The sequence below is a fragment of the Corallococcus sp. AB032C genome, assembly GCF_003668935.1.
Classification (GTDB): domain Bacteria; phylum Myxococcota; class Myxococcia; order Myxococcales; family Myxococcaceae; genus Corallococcus; species Corallococcus exiguus.
In genome coordinates, this window is sequence record NZ_RAWP01000002.1 from 213,609 (window position 1) to 228,693 (window position 15,085).

Annotated in this window: 11 protein-coding genes; all 11 read right to left on the minus strand. The window is 68.2% G+C overall.

The window, feature by feature from the left end:
• Positions 1–7 precede the first annotated feature (7 nt).
• The 11 genes from D7X99_RS01735 to D7X99_RS01785 all read right to left on the minus strand — a co-directional run bounded on the left by D7X99_RS01735 (position 8) and on the right by D7X99_RS01785 (position 15,028).
• Positions 8–736, minus strand: coding sequence for a DUF2652 domain-containing protein (locus D7X99_RS01735; protein WP_121776155.1), 729 nt, complete (start codon positions 734–736; stop codon positions 8–10).
• Positions 737–772: 36 nt separating this feature from the next.
• The gene (gene mfd, locus D7X99_RS01740) at positions 773–4,357 is read right to left on the minus strand and encodes a transcription-repair coupling factor (RefSeq protein WP_121776156.1); all 3,585 of its coding nucleotides are present in this window, start codon (positions 4,355–4,357) and stop codon (positions 773–775) included.
• 167 nt (positions 4,358–4,524) lie between these two features.
• Positions 4,525–5,220, minus strand: a complete 696-nt coding sequence (locus D7X99_RS01745) for a Tfp pilus assembly protein FimT/FimU (RefSeq protein WP_121776157.1) — start codon at positions 5,218–5,220, stop codon at positions 4,525–4,527.
• Entirely contained in the window at positions 5,217–6,449 is a 1,233-nt protein-coding gene (locus D7X99_RS01750) for a PilW family protein (protein WP_121776158.1), read from the minus strand. Before D7X99_RS01750 ends, D7X99_RS01745 begins: the two co-directional genes overlap by 4 nt.
• A complete protein-coding gene (locus D7X99_RS01755) occupies positions 6,446–6,955 on the minus strand; it encodes a prepilin-type N-terminal cleavage/methylation domain-containing protein (RefSeq protein ID WP_121776159.1) in 510 nt (169 codons plus the stop codon). The genes D7X99_RS01750 and D7X99_RS01755 overlap by 4 nt, the downstream gene beginning before the upstream one ends.
• Positions 6,952–11,316: a DUF4114 domain-containing protein gene (locus D7X99_RS01760; RefSeq protein ID WP_121776160.1), complete on the minus strand. Its 4,365-nt coding sequence runs from the start codon at positions 11,314–11,316 to the stop codon at positions 6,952–6,954. The genes D7X99_RS01755 and D7X99_RS01760 overlap by 4 nt, the downstream gene beginning before the upstream one ends.
• Positions 11,316–11,759 carry a c-type cytochrome gene (locus tag D7X99_RS01765; RefSeq protein ID WP_121776161.1) on the minus strand — a complete coding sequence of 148 codons (444 nt, stop codon included), beginning with the start codon at positions 11,757–11,759 and terminating at the stop codon, positions 11,316–11,318. The genes D7X99_RS01760 and D7X99_RS01765 overlap by 1 nt, the downstream gene beginning before the upstream one ends.
• Before the next feature lie 25 nt (positions 11,760–11,784).
• Positions 11,785–12,486, minus strand: coding sequence for a hypothetical protein (locus D7X99_RS01770; RefSeq protein WP_121776162.1), 702 nt, complete (start codon positions 12,484–12,486; stop codon positions 11,785–11,787).
• A gap of 188 nt (positions 12,487–12,674) precedes the next feature.
• Positions 12,675–12,995 (minus strand): hypothetical protein, encoded by a 321-nt coding sequence (locus D7X99_RS01775; protein WP_120574424.1) that lies wholly within the window; start codon positions 12,993–12,995, stop codon positions 12,675–12,677.
• 59 nt (positions 12,996–13,054) lie between these two features.
• Positions 13,055–13,390: a cytochrome c gene (locus tag D7X99_RS01780; protein WP_121776163.1), complete on the minus strand. Its 336-nt coding sequence runs from the start codon at positions 13,388–13,390 to the stop codon at positions 13,055–13,057.
• Between the two features lie 42 nt (positions 13,391–13,432).
• Complete coding sequence (locus D7X99_RS01785; RefSeq protein ID WP_121776164.1) at positions 13,433–15,028, minus strand: hypothetical protein; 1,596 nt, start codon at positions 15,026–15,028, stop codon at positions 13,433–13,435.
• Positions 15,029–15,085 lie beyond the last annotated feature (57 nt).

The following is a 15,085-nucleotide window of genomic DNA, read 5'->3' on the forward strand; positions in this document are numbered from 1 at the left end:
GCGCGGCTCAGGGCTTCTCGGGTACGGCGTCGACGACCTCGACGTTGCGGAAGCCCTCGCACGCCTCCTTGAAGCCGAGCACGTACTTCAGCGAGCGCAGCTCCATCGTCAGCTTGTTCCACAACTTGCGCAGCAGGTTGGGGCGCGGCGCGGGCACGCTCGTCACCAGCGAGCTCAGCTCGATGTAGTGCGTCGGCGTGCGGCCCATGCCCTCGAAGTCGTGCTCCAGCCCCTGGCTGAGCTGACGCAGCTCCGGCCCCAGGTGCTGGTGCACCGCGTCCGTCATCAGGACGTACTCGGAGATGGGCACGTCGTTCTTCAGCATCCGGTGCAGGAGGATGACGTCCACCCCCGCCAGCTCCGTGAGGTGCTTCACCCTCTGGAAGGCGACCTCCCCGGCGTGGGCCACGAACTTGAGCGTCAGGTTGCCCACCTGCGTGCAGCCGTCGCACTTGCACATGCGGTCGATGGCCAGCTGCTCCCGGCGCTCCAGGAACGCACGGCGGATGGCCGCCACCTGCTTCGCGACCGGCGAGGTGTCCTCGCCCACGGCGTAGAAGAAGGCCGCGTCGCCTTCCAGCTTCGCCAGCTTGAACCGCCCGGACGCGTCGATGACGGCTTCCAGCAGCTGGGCCACCGTGTCCTGCGCGTGCGCGAGACCGAAGCGGTGCTGCCGCATGAAGCGGGTGTAGCCGCCGATGTCCGCGATGAGCAACAACGCCTTCTCAATCGCCATTCGGCGGCCAGCCTATCTCAAGTCCCCGGGAGTGCGTCAGTGCCGGGGCAGCGCGCAGGTGCCCACGTCGCGCAGCAGCTTGTGCGCCTCCGCCAGCAGGGCGTGCCCCTTCACCTCCGGGGGCACGCGGGCGATGAGCTTCATGTCCGGCGTCAGCCGGTAGAAGCCCTTGGAGCGCTGCACCAGCCCCGCCACCTTCGCGCCGTCCAGGAGCGCGTCGCCACCCAGCGCCAGCGACAGCCGGGCCGGGCCCCCCTCCAGCGCGCGCAGCCGCAGCTCGCGCATGTCGATCTTGAGGAGCGTCACCTCGGAGAGGGCGTCCACCTCGTCGGGGGCCTCGCCGTAGCGGTCCACCAGCTCCGCGCGCAGGTCGGTCACCTCGTCCGGGTGGCTGGCCTGGCTGAAGCGCTTGTAGAACACCAGCCGCTGGTGCACGTCCGCCACGTAGTCGTCGGGGATGAGCGCCGGCATGGGCAGGTTGATGTCCGGCTCCACGTGCACCTTGGGCGGCTGGCCCTGCAGCTCCGCCACCGCCTCTTCCATCAGCTGCGCGTACAGGTCGAAGCCGATTTCCGCGATGGCGCCGGACTGCTTCTCGCCCAGCAGGTTGCCCGCGCCGCGAATCTCCAGGTCGTGGCTGGCGATGGAGAAGCCCGCGCCCAGCTCCGTGAAGTTCTGGAGCACCTCCAGGCGCCGCTGCGCGTCCTTCGTCACCGGACGGCGGGTGGGCACCATCAGGTACGCGTACGCGCGCTCCTTGCTGCGGCCCACGCGGCCGCGCAGCTGGTAGAGCTGCGCCAGACCGAACTGGTCCGCGCGGTTGACGATCATCGTGTTGGCGCTGGAGATGTCGATGCCGCTCTCGATGATGCTGGTGCACAGCAGCACCTGGAACTTGTGCTCCGTGAACTGGAGCATCACCTTCTCCAGCTGCCCCTCGCCCATCTGGCCGTGCGCTACGCCGATGGAGATGTTGGGCAGGAGCTTCTTCAGCTCCTGCTCCATGGACGGCAGGGACTCCACGCGGTTGTGCACGAAGAAGACCTGGCCACCGCGGGCAATCTCCCGCTCCACGGCCTCCTTGATGGCACCCTCGTCGTACTTCATCACGAAGGTGCGGATGGCCCGGCGGTCCTGCGGCGGCGTGGCGATGATGCTCATGTCGCGCACGCCGGACATGCTCATGTGCAGCGTGCGGGGGATGGGCGTCGCCGTCAGCGTCAGCACGTCCACCTGCGTGCGCAGCCGCTTGAGCGCCTCCTTCTGCTTCACGCCGAAGCGCTGCTCCTCGTCCACCACCAGCAGCCCCAGGTCCTTGAAGGCCACTTCGCCCGCCAGCAGCTTGTGCGTGCCGATGACGATGTCGACCTTGCCCTCCTTCGCGCGGCGCAGGATGTCGCGGATCTCCGGCGGCTTGCGGATGCCGGAGATGACCTCCACCGTGACGGGGTAGTCCTTGAAGCGCTTCTTGAACGAGTGGAAGTGCTGCTGCGCCAGCACCGTGGTGGGCACCAGCACCGCCACCTGCTTGCGATCCAACGTGGCCTTGAAGGCGGCGCGCATCGCCACCTCCGTCTTTCCGTAGCCCACGTCGCCGCAGACGAGCCGGTCCATCGGCTGCGCCTTCTGCATGTCCGCGAGCACGTCCTCGATGGCCTTCGCCTGGTCCGGCGTCTCGTCGAATTCGAAGTCCGCCTCGAACTGGGCGAAGTAGCGGTCCGGCGCCGCGAACGCATAGCCCGGGTGCGCCTTGCGCGCGGCGGCCATCTGCAGGAGCTCCGCCGCCATCTTGAGCAGCTGCTCCTTGACGCGCTTCTTCGTCTTCTCCCAGCTCGTCGTGCCCAGCTTGTCCAGCTGGACCTTCTCCGGGTCGCCGCCGGTGAACTTCTGGATGAGCCGCATGCGGCCCACCGGCAGATAGATTTTGTCCCGCCCCGCGTACTCCAGGACGAGGAAGTCCCCCGGCACGCCCTGCACCTCCATCTTCGTCAGGCCCGCGTAGCGCCCGATGCCGAAGTCGGTGTGGACGATGAGGTCGCCTTCCTTCAGGTCCTTGAAGCCCGCGGCGAACGCATCCAGCTTCTTGCTGCGCTTGACGCGGCGGCGGGAGCGGACGCCGAAAATCTCCTCGTCCGCGAGCACCGCCAGCCGGCCTTCCGGGTCGATGAAGCCGTGGCTCACCTCGCCGGTGAACAGGTGTGCCCAGATGGCCGGCTCGTAGAGCTTCGCCGGGTCCTGCAACGCTTCCGTGTGCACCTTCACCATCACGGAGCGGTCGAGCAGCAGCCGCTTCAGCCGGTCCGCCTGGCTGAGCGTGCCGCACGCCACCGCGCACGCCACGCCGGTGTCGCGCCAGCGCTGGAGCCGCTCCACCAGCGGGGTGAGTGCGCCCTCCTCACCGTGGTGCGCGAGGATGGCCTCGCGCAGGTCCTGCGTCGTGCCGAAGGTGAAGGCCACGGGCGCTTCGGACTGCGTGAGCGACAGGCCTCCGCCCTCCACCACGCGCAGGGCCTTGAGGCCCGCCGCCACGCCCTCGCGCGTGAGGAAGTGGTGCTCCGGTGGATAGGTGAGGTCCTGGCGCGCGTCCGCCTCCGCCACGCCCTTCTCCAGCTCCGCCGTCAGTTCCTCCAACGCGCGGTCCAGGCCCATCGGGTCGTCCAGGTAGACGACGGGCTCCTGGGCCCACGCGCGCAGGTAGTCGAACACGGAGGCCAGCCCGCCCTCGAAGAATCCGGGCAGCAGCCCCTCCAGTCCGAAGCCGGGCAGGCCTTCGCGGAGCGCGTCCAGCCGCTCACGCAGCTTGATGGTGGGCAGGTTGATGCGGTCCGCGACCGCGCGGGCGGCGGCCTCGGCGCGCGGGCGGGTGTCGTCGGTGAGCAGCAGCTCGCGCGCGGGCACCAGGTCCACCGTCTTGAGCGCGTCCACGGTGCGCTGCGACTCCGGGTCGAAGACGCGGATGGACTCGATGGTGTCCCCGAAGAACTCCAGGCGCACCGGCCGCTCGTACAGCGGGCTGAAGACGTCCAGCAGGCCGCCGCGCACGCTGAAGGTGCCCTTGTCCTCCACCAGCGGGCTGTTCTGGTAGCCCATCAGCGCCAGCTTCCGCGCCAGCGAGTCGCGGTCGAAGTCCTGGCCCACCTCCACGCGCTGGGCCAGCCCCTCCATCACCCCCAGCGGCAGCACGCGGCGGTGCAGCGCGCGCAGGGACAGCACCAGCGCGGGGAACGGCGTGCCGCGCGCCAGGTGGAACAGCGCGCCCAGGCGCTCCGTGATGGGGCCTGCCTCCGGCGACAGCTCGTCGTACGGGAGCACCTCGTCCGCGGGCAGCCGCAGCACGCGGGGCTCCAGCAGGCTGCCGATGCCCCCCAGGAAGAAGGCCAGGTCGTGCGCGAGCGCGTCCGCCGCTTCTTCATCCACGGCCACGCACACCAGGGGTGCGCGCAGCTCGCGGTGCAGGCGGGCGAGCAGGTGGCCGCGCGCCGCGCCCTTCACCCCCTGGGTTCGCGCACGGTGTCCCACGCGCAGGGAGGCGAGGAGCCGGGCGAAGGCATCACCGGAGGAAGGGGGAGCGCCGCCGGGCCAGGGCGTGCCATCGGACTTCGGAGGAGGAGAGGTATCCATTCGGGGGCCCGTGTGGGGCCCTCGGCTAATTAGGGTGCGGCTTCTCCCAAATCAACGCTGGATGCGGACACCTGTCGTGTCCATGGGGGCAGCGGGACGGCCGCTGGGCGGGGAGGCTCACGCGCGCCCGGGACATGGGAAGGTCCCCGGGCGCGCGGTAAGCCCGCTCAAGGCTTGGTGCAGGCGTTCGCCAGCCGGAGGTCCTTCTTGGTGGTGTCCGTGGTGGTGGCGGCCAGCGAATCGCAATCCATTACGCTGGACAGGCCCGTCAACGGCTCCACCATCAGCACACTCTTGGCGCGGTTGGACGTGAAGCGGAAGAGGATGGAGTTGTCCGTTGGCGCGGCGGCGGCGACGGCGGCTGGATCGCCCAGCTGCCCCTGCAGGCAGTTCATCTTGTTGAACGCCGGTCGGCCGGAACCCGGCAAGAAGCACAGGTTGTTCATGTCCGTCGCGTTCATGGTCACCGGGATGATGATGTCCGGCCCCGTAGCGGTGCAGCAGGCGGGCGTGTTGCGGCAGGTCTTGTCCAGACAGGCCGTGTTCGGACACTGGTCCATGCTCCACTCGTCCGCGGTCGCCAGGTCACTGCCGCACCTCAGCTGTTCCCAGCGGGCCACGGTGTACTGCTTGCCATCCGGCTGGTCGACGTTGTTCTCCACCACGAATCGCACGGGCTGATTGGTGCTGATGGCCACCTGCCGCGCGCGCAGCGCGGACGACCACAGCTCCCGCGTCGCGGTGTTCTCACGCTGTCCACCGATGCTGCCCTGCATTCCGGCCACGGCGAGGGCGGTGACCACGCCCACAACCGCCACAGCCGTCATCATCTCCAGCAACGTCATGCCACGTGTTGGCTTCATGGAGTCACCGGGGCCGTAGCGGGCCGCGTCAGGCCCACCGCCATGTTGCGCGCCGCGACGCGGAAAGTGTAGCGACGGCGCGTATAGCCGTCCTTCGCCAGGCCCTCTTCATCCGTGCCCGTGGTGCTCGCGTCCCGGTTGATGCGCCGCGTGCGGATGACCAGCGTCACCTCCAGCTCGCGCACCCGCTGGCGGAGGCGCTTGATGGTCTCCTCATCCGTGGTCGGGGCCCCGAGCGCGGTTCCCGTGGAGGAGAGATCGTCCGTCTTGCATGAGCCCAGGGTGTGCTTCGCCACGTTGCAGTCGGAGATGGCCGGATGAGGGGCGCTCGGGACCGCCGTGTTATCTCCGGGATACCATTCCAGCAGGTTCAAGGGACTGGACAGGTTGACGACGCCCTCGCGCACGGTGAGCTGCTCCACGTCACGGCTCAACACCGACCAGTCCGTCTGGTTCGGAGCGCGGTATTCCAGCGTGGGGATGCCGCCCTTCCAGTTCACCCGGTAGGCCGCGCCGCTCAGCCGCAGGGCCACCCAGTTCTCGATGTCCCCGGAGGCCTTCGTCCACAGGTCCTTGCCGGCGCAGACGTCCGAGCGGGGCACCTGGGGAGTCGCATCCTTGATGACGAGCTTCGCGGCGCCCTGCTGCACGCTGTCCACCAGCACGGGGCAGGCCTTCTTGTTGCCTCCGCTGACGAGCACAGCCAGCGTGGGGTTGGTCGCGTCCATCAGGGCGGTCGATGGGTTCAGGCGCGTGCAGAAGGTGCCGGCCGTCGTGGTCTCCTCCTCGCGGATCCGCGACAGCGAATCGCAGGTCGTCAGGGTGAGCATCCCGGCCGTATCCCCCCAGTACAGCTGGAGGGCGTCCGAAGCCGGGAACCCCGCGGGAGGCGGCGCGTAGTTCGTCGTGTCCGCGCCCAGCGTGGTCCCGGCGCCCGTCGTCAGGTCCGGCTTGGACCAGACCGTGATGGCCGAGCGCTCGTCATCGTTCTTGAAGGAGATGGGTGTGTTGCCCATGCCCGTGCCCGCGCGGGACACGTCCAGGGTGAGCATCTCCTTCACGGCGCGCCCGGTGACCTGGGCGGTCATCGTCTGTTCTTCGAACAGGGCGCGCTTCTGCATCTGGGTGCCCACCACCAGTCCCGTGGCGAGCACGATGACGCCGAGGGAGCTGGCGATCATCACTTCGAGGAGCGTGAAGCCCCGTTTGCGGAGGGAGGACGGTGTCATGGCGCCATTCGACTCTGGAGGACCACCATCTGCCGGTCCGAGCGGATGCCCGGCTCATCCCAGGCGACCGATACTCGCACGTTCACGAGCGTGCCCGCCGTGGTCCCCACCAGGTTGCGGGTGATGGCCGGCTCGCCCGCCTTGCCGTCTTCGATGGTGGCGGGGACCTTGGAGTTGTCCACGTCCACGGTCACCGTGTACTTGCGCGCGATGACGCTGGTGTCCGCGGGGGGCGTGTTGCGCTGGAAGCCCTCCGCCGTTTGATACACGTCGAAGGTCTGGCTCGTCGCCGTGTCGCAGGTCACCGAACCCTGGCAGCCCACCTGGAGGATGTTCTCCAGGGTCTGCTCGGCGATGATCTGCGCCTGATTGGCGGTCAGGGTGCGGCGGTTGGATTGGGTCGTCTGGCTCACCACGGTCATCGCCGCCGCGACTCCCAGCAGCATGACGGCCATGGTGGCCATGACTTCCAGCAGGGTCACACCCCGTGAGGCGCGCTGCTTCATTGCGGCAGTCTCCCGTCAGGCAGCGGTTCCCACATCATGATCTGCGAGCGCGGCACTCCACTCGTGCCTGCCTTGTTGTTCCAGTTCTCGCCGCCCTTGACCGTCATCTTACCCGTGGCCGTGAGCACGAAGAGGTGCTCGTCATGGACCACAGGCGAGGAGATGGCGTGGCCCTCCAACTCGGCCGGTCCACCGCCGACGAGCGCGCCGCTCGACTGGCTGGCCATGTAGGCCTCACCCTTCGCGTCCGCGTTCAGGTTGCAGATGTCCGCCGCCGTTCCCACCGCGGTCGCCGCGTAGATGTTGTCCGAGCTGAGCGCCACGCCGCCCCACAGCTTCTGACCCGCGCTCATCTTCTGCACCCACAGGGGCTTGAGTTCCGCGCACCCCTTCTTGCCCATGGGGTCCGTGTCCTCGAAGGCGAGCAGGTGGTACTGGTACGTGGGGTTCTGGGGATTCTGGACGTCCGCGGGATATCCGTCCGTGTACTTGTCGGGGCTGTCGCTGGTGCCGAAGTAGAAGCGCACCGCCGGCCCCGCGTCCGTCGCGACCACCTTCACCGCGATGTTGGAGTAGAGCTCCTGCAGGTCCAGCTCCGTCTGGTTCGCGTCCTCGTTGTCCTTCAGCGCGGAGGCCGCGTGGGCCACCATGCACTTCTGGACCTGGCTGCCCATCGGGCGTGAGCTGTTCACGTCCTTGAGGTTGACGCGCCAGACGCTGCCGGCCGTGGTGGGCACGTACATGACGTCGTAGGAGCCGTCCTGGTTCAGGTCCAGCATCGCCGTCTCCGCCGCGATGCCCGAGCCCTGCTCGAAGGTGATGACGCCCGCGTACTTGCCCTTGTTGTCGTCGTACTTGAGCGGCTTGCCCGTCTTCATGTCGAGGATGTAGACGGCGCCCGCGCGCGAGTCGCCCGGCTCGTAGTCGGTGCCCACCACCGCCACCCAGCGCCGATCCTTGTCATCCCCGGAGCCCCAGGAGATGCGCGCCACGGAAGGCGCGTGCCGGGAGCCCGAGTTGTCCGGCAGCAGCACGCTGGCGTCCTTCTTGATGGCATCGGTGAAGGCGGACGCCACGTCCGTGTCCGCCAGGCTGAACTCCCACAGCGGCAGCGGGTACCACGTGTCCTTCGGATCCGTGATGTCCAGCGAGAAGACCACCGGGCTGCTCTTGCCCGTGGCGGAGACGAGCACCGTCTTGGCGCCCTGCTTCTTCTGCTCCGCGGTCGCGGGCGTCCAGGTGTACTTGATGTTGTCGTTCCAGTCGTTGCGGTCACCCAGGTCCACGTTGGCGATGCTGGGCGAAGCGTCCATCCCCGGCCGGGGCAGGAGGCCCGAGTTGCGGAAGCGCACGTACTGGTTGCGGTACTGGCTCAGCATCAGGTTGGGCATGTAGGCAAAGGCCTCGTCGCCGGTGCCGTAGTCGCGGATCGCCTTGGTCTTGTCGCTCGGGCACGACGTCGGGAAGAAGTAGCCGCGGAACTGGGGCTCTCCCACGCAGTTGTCGTTCAGGCCGTTGCGGAAGTCACCCGCCTTGAAGGCGTGGAGCACGCCCGACATGGTGCCCACGAAGGCACGGGTGGGCCGCGCCTCCAGGGGCGTCATGAAGTTCTTGCGGTAGGTGTCGCGCTCGGTGCCCTTCGCGTTCTGATACCAGTTGTCCTGGTACGGAGGCACCGCCACCGCCACGGTGGAGAGGTTGACGCCGCCGAAGGGCCAGGGGCGGTACTTGTTGGCGGCGTTCGGCGCGCTCTTGTTCTCGTACCCGTACAGCCAGTCGACGAAGAACTGGCGGTCGCTGTCGATGACGCAGGCGCGGTCGTTGTTCATGTCATAGAGGTAGCGGCCGTCGATCTCGCTGTACGTGTTGCAGAGCGAGGCGGGCAGCAGCGTGCTGCCCACGTCCGCGTCCTTGACGTCCTTGCGTTCTCCCGAGCTGTTCATCGTGTAGAGCTTGCGGTTGAGCGGATCGGAGGAGGCCAGCGACAGCGCCATCACGCGGCCCGCTTCCCAGCGCTGCTTCGGGTCGGTCTTGGCGACGCCCGGCTCGTAGAGCGACTGCATGTACAGGCGGCCGCGGATGGTGAAGTCCTTGGCGTTGTCATAGGCGCGCACGCCGGCCGCGGGCAGCGTACCGTCGTTGCTCCAGTTCACGCCCCAGTTCTGGCCCGGCGTCTCGTTCACACCCCAGACGGCGACGTTGCCCAGCGTGCTAGGGCTGGAGCGCGCGTAGGAGCCGGAGCGCACCGCCTGGTAGCCGATGTCGACGTCGTCGATGATGGGACGGCACAGCTCGCTGGGGCTGCTGATGTCCACCTTCCAGCACAGCTGCGAACCGGTGAGGCCCAGCGCCAGGATGTCCATCTCCACTTCCTGGTCGGGGTACGGCTTCTTGTCGTTGTCGAGCGGTACCGGCACCCACGAGGGGTTCTCGTTCTTCTCGTACTTGCCCGAGGCGTTCAGCACGCGGCAGTCCACGGCGATGGAGTACGTGATGGTGGGCTTCACGCCGCTCGCGGTGCAGGCGCCCGGAATCTCTTCCGTCCAGCAGGGGGCCGTCGTGCAGGTGGGAGGGGGAATGCAGCTCGGTGTCGTGCAGGGGGACTTGGTGCGGATGTTCGTGGGGGGGCTGCCCGGGGTCGCGTACGGGGCGATGTCGTCCTGGCGGCGGAAGCGGACCTTGGTGATGGTGAAGTCCGGGCCCAGCTTGTCGCCCGTGTCGCCCATGACGTCCGAGGTGATGGTGGTGGACTTGGCGCCACCGCCGTTCTCCTTGTTGATCATGAACACGATGTCGTTGAAGTCGCGGTCACCGCCGCCGTTGAGGTCCTCGAAGCCGAGGATCCACCGGAAGGGGTCGGTGGTCGGCGCGCCCACGATGACGTGGGGCATGTAGTTCATGCTGGCCATGGCAGCGGCCTTCACCGGGTCGGTGAGGTCCTTGCCCGGAACCGGCACGGTCACGCCCTCCATCGGCAACTTCAGGTTCTTGTAGGCGGGCGTGTCCAGGCGCTGGATCGTGGCCTGCTCCAGCCAGCCACAGGCCTTCTTGCCGCCGGACTTATCGATCTCGCAGGCCAGGTCGGACGAAGCATCGTGGCAGCCATCCGAGTAGTCGCAGCCGATGTTTCGCTCCGCCACGTAGTTGTTCTCGGGCGCCTTGAAGTTCTGGTCCAGGTTCCAGGTGGCCTTGGAGAAGAACACGGAGATGGACGTCTGCAGGTGCAGCAGGCACTTGCCGTCCTCCTCGGGGACGCCCGTATAGGGCTTGCGCTTCAGGCAGGGGGCGACCGTGTCGTTGTCCGTGTTGTGGCGGACGTCGTAGTAGACGACGGCGAAGAAGATGATCTCCTTGCCACCCTGGACGAGCCCCAGGTTGACCCGGCGGTCGCCGGTATTGATCTTCTCGTAGTTGTTCTTGTCCGCGGTGTACTGGTCCTTTTCTTCCTTCGACGCCCCGGCCGCGGGAGCGATCGGCGCGGGGAGCTTCAGACCCCGGTAGTCATACTGGGAGACGTTGTAGTCCGGCACGCCGTCGTTGGTCTTGGTGGCGTCCGCGACGGGGCCCAGGTTGCGGTGGACGGTGGTGTCGTCGTCGTCGTCCACCAGCAGGAACACCATTCGACCGATGCCCTCGAAGTCGTTCTCCTCGGCGGGCGGCTCCAACAGGTTGGGGATGAAGTTGAACAGGCCCCGGTCGCCCGTGCCTGAGTTGACCTCGTTGACGCCGACCCAGTCGATTTCGATGTTGAATGCGCTGGAGTGCCCGTAGCCCGGACGCGCGTCCGTCTGGTCCTTCTTGTGGACGAACGTGCTGGCGCAGGTGTCCCGCATCGCCAGCTCAGGTTCCATGTACTTCTTGGTCCCGGAAGTGAAGGGTACCGAGCAGCGCCGCGACTTGCCGACGTACCGGTATTTGGCCTCGATGACAGGGTCGTCGTCCGGCGTGAGGTTGTAGAGGGCCTCGTGCAGGTCGGCGATGCCGTTGTTGTTCTTGTCGAGCAGCTCGTGGGTGGTCTTGTCCGCGTAGCCACGAGCCACCACGTCATCCATGTACATGTAGCCGAGCGAGTGCGACGCACCGGCGGACTCGTACACGTAGTCGATGGTGACGGTCTGGTCGAACGGGAAGGTGATGTTCTCCGAGTCCAGCTTCTTGAGGTTGGTGTTGAGCTGGAGCCGGTCGTCGTCGCGCAGGACGATGGTGTCGTTGGCGACGGTGAGGCCGTCAGGGCCCAGCTTGAAGGCGCCCTGCTTGTCGTTGGACAGGTCGTCCTGGCAGAGCTGCTGCGCGGAGGTCATCGAGGGCGTCGCGACCGTCAGCACCAGCGCAGTGAGGGTTCGTTGAAAGAGCGTGCGCATCACTTCTTCCCCTGGTTCTTCTGCTGGGACTTCGCCTTCTCGTTCGCGTCCGCCTTCTCACGCGCCGCCACCTGCTCATCCATCTGCTTGCGCAGCCTCATCCGGCGCGAGGTCGGCGGGGGCACCACGACGGTGGCCAGGTAGCTGGTGAGCGCGTCCAAATCGTCCCGTGACAGCAGGCGCGTATCGCAGTCGGTCTTCGGGTTGATCTGGTGGGGGGACACCACCCACGTGCGGACCTCCACCAGGCTCTTCTTGTTCAGCACCTGGTCCATGTAGGGACCCACGGGCTTGCGGACCTTGAGGAAGGAACTCCTCGGGGCCTCCGTCGGGGTCCGGGCTTGGTGACATTGCGCGCAGGCCTTGTTGAAGGCCAATTCGCCTCGTTCCTGGGCGCTGGCGAGCGCTGGGAGCAGGAGCAGCAGGGGAGTCAGGCGTTTCATGGGGGGCTCGTGGGGAAAGACGAGGTCACGGAAGGGTGATGGTGGTTCCCGTGGGCGCGTTGATGTCCGTGGGATTGTTGTAGGTCATGTCCGGGCCGCAGCCCTTGGTGATGCATCCCGGCGCGAAGATGGATTCGCCGGTCGCATTGGTCACCAGCGCCTGAACCATGGAGCGCGTCGGACGGCCGGTCGCCGTGGTCACCTCGCCCACGGCGAGGACCCACATCTGGCGGTTGCTGTCGACGGTGTTCTGATCATCGTCCACGTCGTCCCGGACGAAGACGCGGTAGCGCACGTTGTTCTGCTCCGGGTAGTCCACGCCAGCGGGGAGCTCCGACGCGCTCAGGTTGGCCTTGAGGAGGGTGTACCGGTTCCACTTGTCCGCCGTGGGACCGGGCAGCAGCTCGTACCAGGGAGGATTGGCGGCGGCGAGCGCCGGAATGTCCTCCACCGGTACGCCCCCGCCCAGGGCTGTGGGCAGGGACATGGTGGAGCTGTTTCCGTTGTTGTTCAGCATCAGGCGGATTGTCTCGCGACCTTCGGCCAGACCCGCCTCGGCGGCGAAGAACGCCTGCTTCTGGCGACGGGTGTCCGACTGGGTGTCGGCCTCGCGGCCCACCACGCTGTAGCTGAGCATCACCGCCATCGTCACGACCGCGACCACGCCCAGTGCGAGCAGGAGCGTGAAGCCACGGGACTGACGGCGGGGGGTTGGGCGACGCACCATCGGGGGCTCCTTCACGTACCCTGGGGGAGGTACGTCTTGGGAGCCAGTGAACAGCAAGCTTCGTGCCGGGAATTCCGGCACTCAACCCGCCGGAATAAGGGATGTCCGCGATGCGGGGGGGTGCCGTGTGACGTCAGGGGGCTGCGCAAATTTTGCGAGCCCCCTCATTCTTGCGAGGTAGCCCGGCGTCAGCGGTGGCCGCCGCGCACGGCGGCGCGCAGGCGGAGCATGTCGTCCAGGACGCCGGGATCCACCAGCTCCAGGGCGGCCTTCTGGGAGAGGGCGCGGGTCTGCCGGCGGTACTCCTCTTCATCCTCCTCGCCGCCGCCCTTGCCGCCGTCGCTGCCGCCCTTGCCACCGCCCTTGCCGTCTCCGCCCTTGGGCATCAGCGCGACCGGCTGGGAGATGCCCGGCTCCAGGCGGGGGAAGGCATTGGCGTCGGCGCGCACCGACGTGAAGAGGCTGACCATGGACAGGCAGAACACGATGGCGACGGTGAGGGTCTTCATGGTGGCTCCAATTCTTCCAATCCCCACGACGCCCGGACGCGAAGGGTTATTCACGAGCGCTATTCCTTCGCCTTGGCCTTGAAGGTGCGGATGTATCCCACCAGGGCGTCCATCTGCTCCGGGGTGAGCCGGTCCTTGTAGGCCTTCATCTTGGGGTTGTGGGACGAGCCGTTGGCGATGACCTTGCGCAGCTCGGCGTCCGACTCCGCCTTCTGCCAGGAGGCCCGGCTCATGTCGGGGATGGACTCCTTCTGGCCCACGCGCGTCTGGGCGCGGCCGTCCGGGCCATGGCAGTTCTTGCAGCTCTTGTCCCAGAGGGCGGCGGCGTCCTCGGCGTGGGAGACGGCGGGAGCGCACAGCAGGAGGGTGGACAGCAGGAACCACCGCGAGGTCATGCACGGTCTCCGAGGGAGGGGGACGCCAGTATAGCCACGCGCTCAGGAACCGGCGTGGGGCCAGAAGGGCGCGGTGGGGCGGCCGGGGGGCTGGAGCCAGACGGACTCCAGGAAGCGCACCGCGTTCTGATCCGCCCGGTCATTCCGGGTGAACACCGCCTGCGAGCTCGCGAGCACCGCCAGCGTGGCGAGCCCCGCCACCCAGAGCGCCGGCGGAGGCGCGCGTCCGGCCGCGTCCCGGCCCAGCGCCCCGAAGACGGACGCCGCCACGGTGACGAGCGCCGCGAACAGCACCGCGCCCGCCAGGGACGTGGGCAGGCCCAGCCAGGCGAGCAGGTTGGGCGGGTGGTAGCCGTCCATCAGGAGCGGCCGGGCCAGCGCGAGCACGGGGGTGGAGACGTCGTCGGGGATGTAGTTGACGAAGGTGGCCAGCCCCGTGACGAGCACGGACGCCGCGCACAGCATGGCCGCGATGCCGGACAGCACCGGCCTGCCGGCGCCGCGCAGCCGCTCCAGCACCAGGCCCGCGGGCAGCAGCAGGAAGGGCACCAGCCCCGTGAGGTGCCGGGGGCCTGTCGTCCAGCCCCACGAGTCGTAGGTGAACGACGAGGTGAAGTACGTGTAGCCAACGAGCGTGGCCGCGGACATCCAGAAGAGGGCGCGCGCCTCCGCGGAGGTCCGGCCCAGGCGCTTGAGCAGCACGAGCCCGGGCAGCGCGAGCAGCAGGAACGGCGACAGGGTGAAGAGGCCCCGGAGCGGAGAGAAGAACGACAGCGCGAAGGCGCGCGGATCCGGCGTGCGGATGCCCAGGAAGCCGCCCAGGTGCCACGGCTGGTAGGCCGCGTCGTTGAGGTGCTTGTAGCCCGTCTCCAGCGGGTGCCCGAAGGTGGCCTGGTGGTAGAGCCCCAGCGCCACGATGAAGGGCAGCGCGCCCAGCACGGCGAGCCCCGTGGCCCGGCCCAGCTTCTTCAGCCGCGCGGCCCACGGCTCCGGCGTGCCCAGGACGGTGAGGACGGCGTAGAGGATGAGGCCCAGCACGCCCAGCGCGCCGGTGTACTCGGCGGCGACGGTGGCGCCCGCGCACGCGCCGGCCACGACGTAGCCACGCTCGCGCCACTCGCCGCGCGACAGCTTCCAGAGCGCGTAGAAGCCCGCGAAGAGCAGCACCGCCGTCGTCTGGTGGCTCATGAAGAGCAGCGAGTAGCTGAACGCGAGCGAGCCCAGCGCGTACGTCACCGTGACGCCGTCCGCGACGACGGGCGACAGGAACGCGCGCAGGAAGCGGCGCACCAGCCACAGCAGCCACAGCGTGGGCAGCACCGTGAGGAAGAGCCGGCTGAAGAAGACGAGCGGCACCTCCGGCACGGCGTAGCGGTGGCTGCCGCCCAGGAGCCTCAGGCCCGCGTACACGGGCACCGCGGCGAAGGACAAGAGCGGCGCCTTGGACGGGTAGTAGCGCCCATCCATCACGGACAGGTCGCCCACCGGGCCGTAGTCGCGCAGGGCGCGGTTGATCTCCAGCGTCCCGTCCTCCACCAGGGCGCGCGTCTGCCACAGGCGGCACAGCTCGTTGGGCGAGCGCAGGCCCGGGTGGTACGGGAAGAGGACCACGTAGAGCGCCGCGACCGCGGCCCACACCGCTCTTGGCAATCCCGTGGCGCGGGGCGCGGGCGCCTCGGTGGGAGACGCCGGGGC

What these genes read in the sequence shown, in the direction of transcription:
- D7X99_RS01745 (WP_121776157.1), bottom strand. Translation starts at nt 5,220, where the DNA reads ATGAAGCCAACACGTGGCATGACGTTGCTGGAGATGATGACGGCTGTG.
- D7X99_RS01775 (WP_120574424.1), bottom strand. Translation starts at nt 12,995, where the DNA reads ATGAAGACCCTCACCGTCGCCATCGTGTTCTGCCTGTCCATGGTCAGC.
- mfd (WP_121776156.1), bottom strand. Translation starts at nt 4,357, where the DNA reads ATGGATACCTCTCCTCCTCCGAAGTCCGATGGCACGCCCTGGCCCGGC.
- D7X99_RS01770 (WP_121776162.1), bottom strand. Translation starts at nt 12,486, where the DNA reads ATGGTGCGTCGCCCAACCCCCCGCCGTCAGTCCCGTGGCTTCACGCTC.
- D7X99_RS01735 (WP_121776155.1), bottom strand. Translation starts at nt 736, where the DNA reads ATGGCGATTGAGAAGGCGTTGTTGCTCATCGCGGACATCGGCGGCTAC.
- D7X99_RS01780 (WP_121776163.1), bottom strand. Translation starts at nt 13,390, where the DNA reads ATGACCTCGCGGTGGTTCCTGCTGTCCACCCTCCTGCTGTGCGCTCCC.
- D7X99_RS01750 (WP_121776158.1), bottom strand. Translation starts at nt 6,449, where the DNA reads ATGACACCGTCCTCCCTCCGCAAACGGGGCTTCACGCTCCTCGAAGTG.
- D7X99_RS01755 (WP_121776159.1), bottom strand. Translation starts at nt 6,955, where the DNA reads ATGAAGCAGCGCGCCTCACGGGGTGTGACCCTGCTGGAAGTCATGGCC.
- D7X99_RS01760 (WP_121776160.1), bottom strand. Translation starts at nt 11,316, where the DNA reads ATGCGCACGCTCTTTCAACGAACCCTCACTGCGCTGGTGCTGACGGTC.
- D7X99_RS01765 (WP_121776161.1), bottom strand. Translation starts at nt 11,759, where the DNA reads ATGAAACGCCTGACTCCCCTGCTGCTCCTGCTCCCAGCGCTCGCCAGC.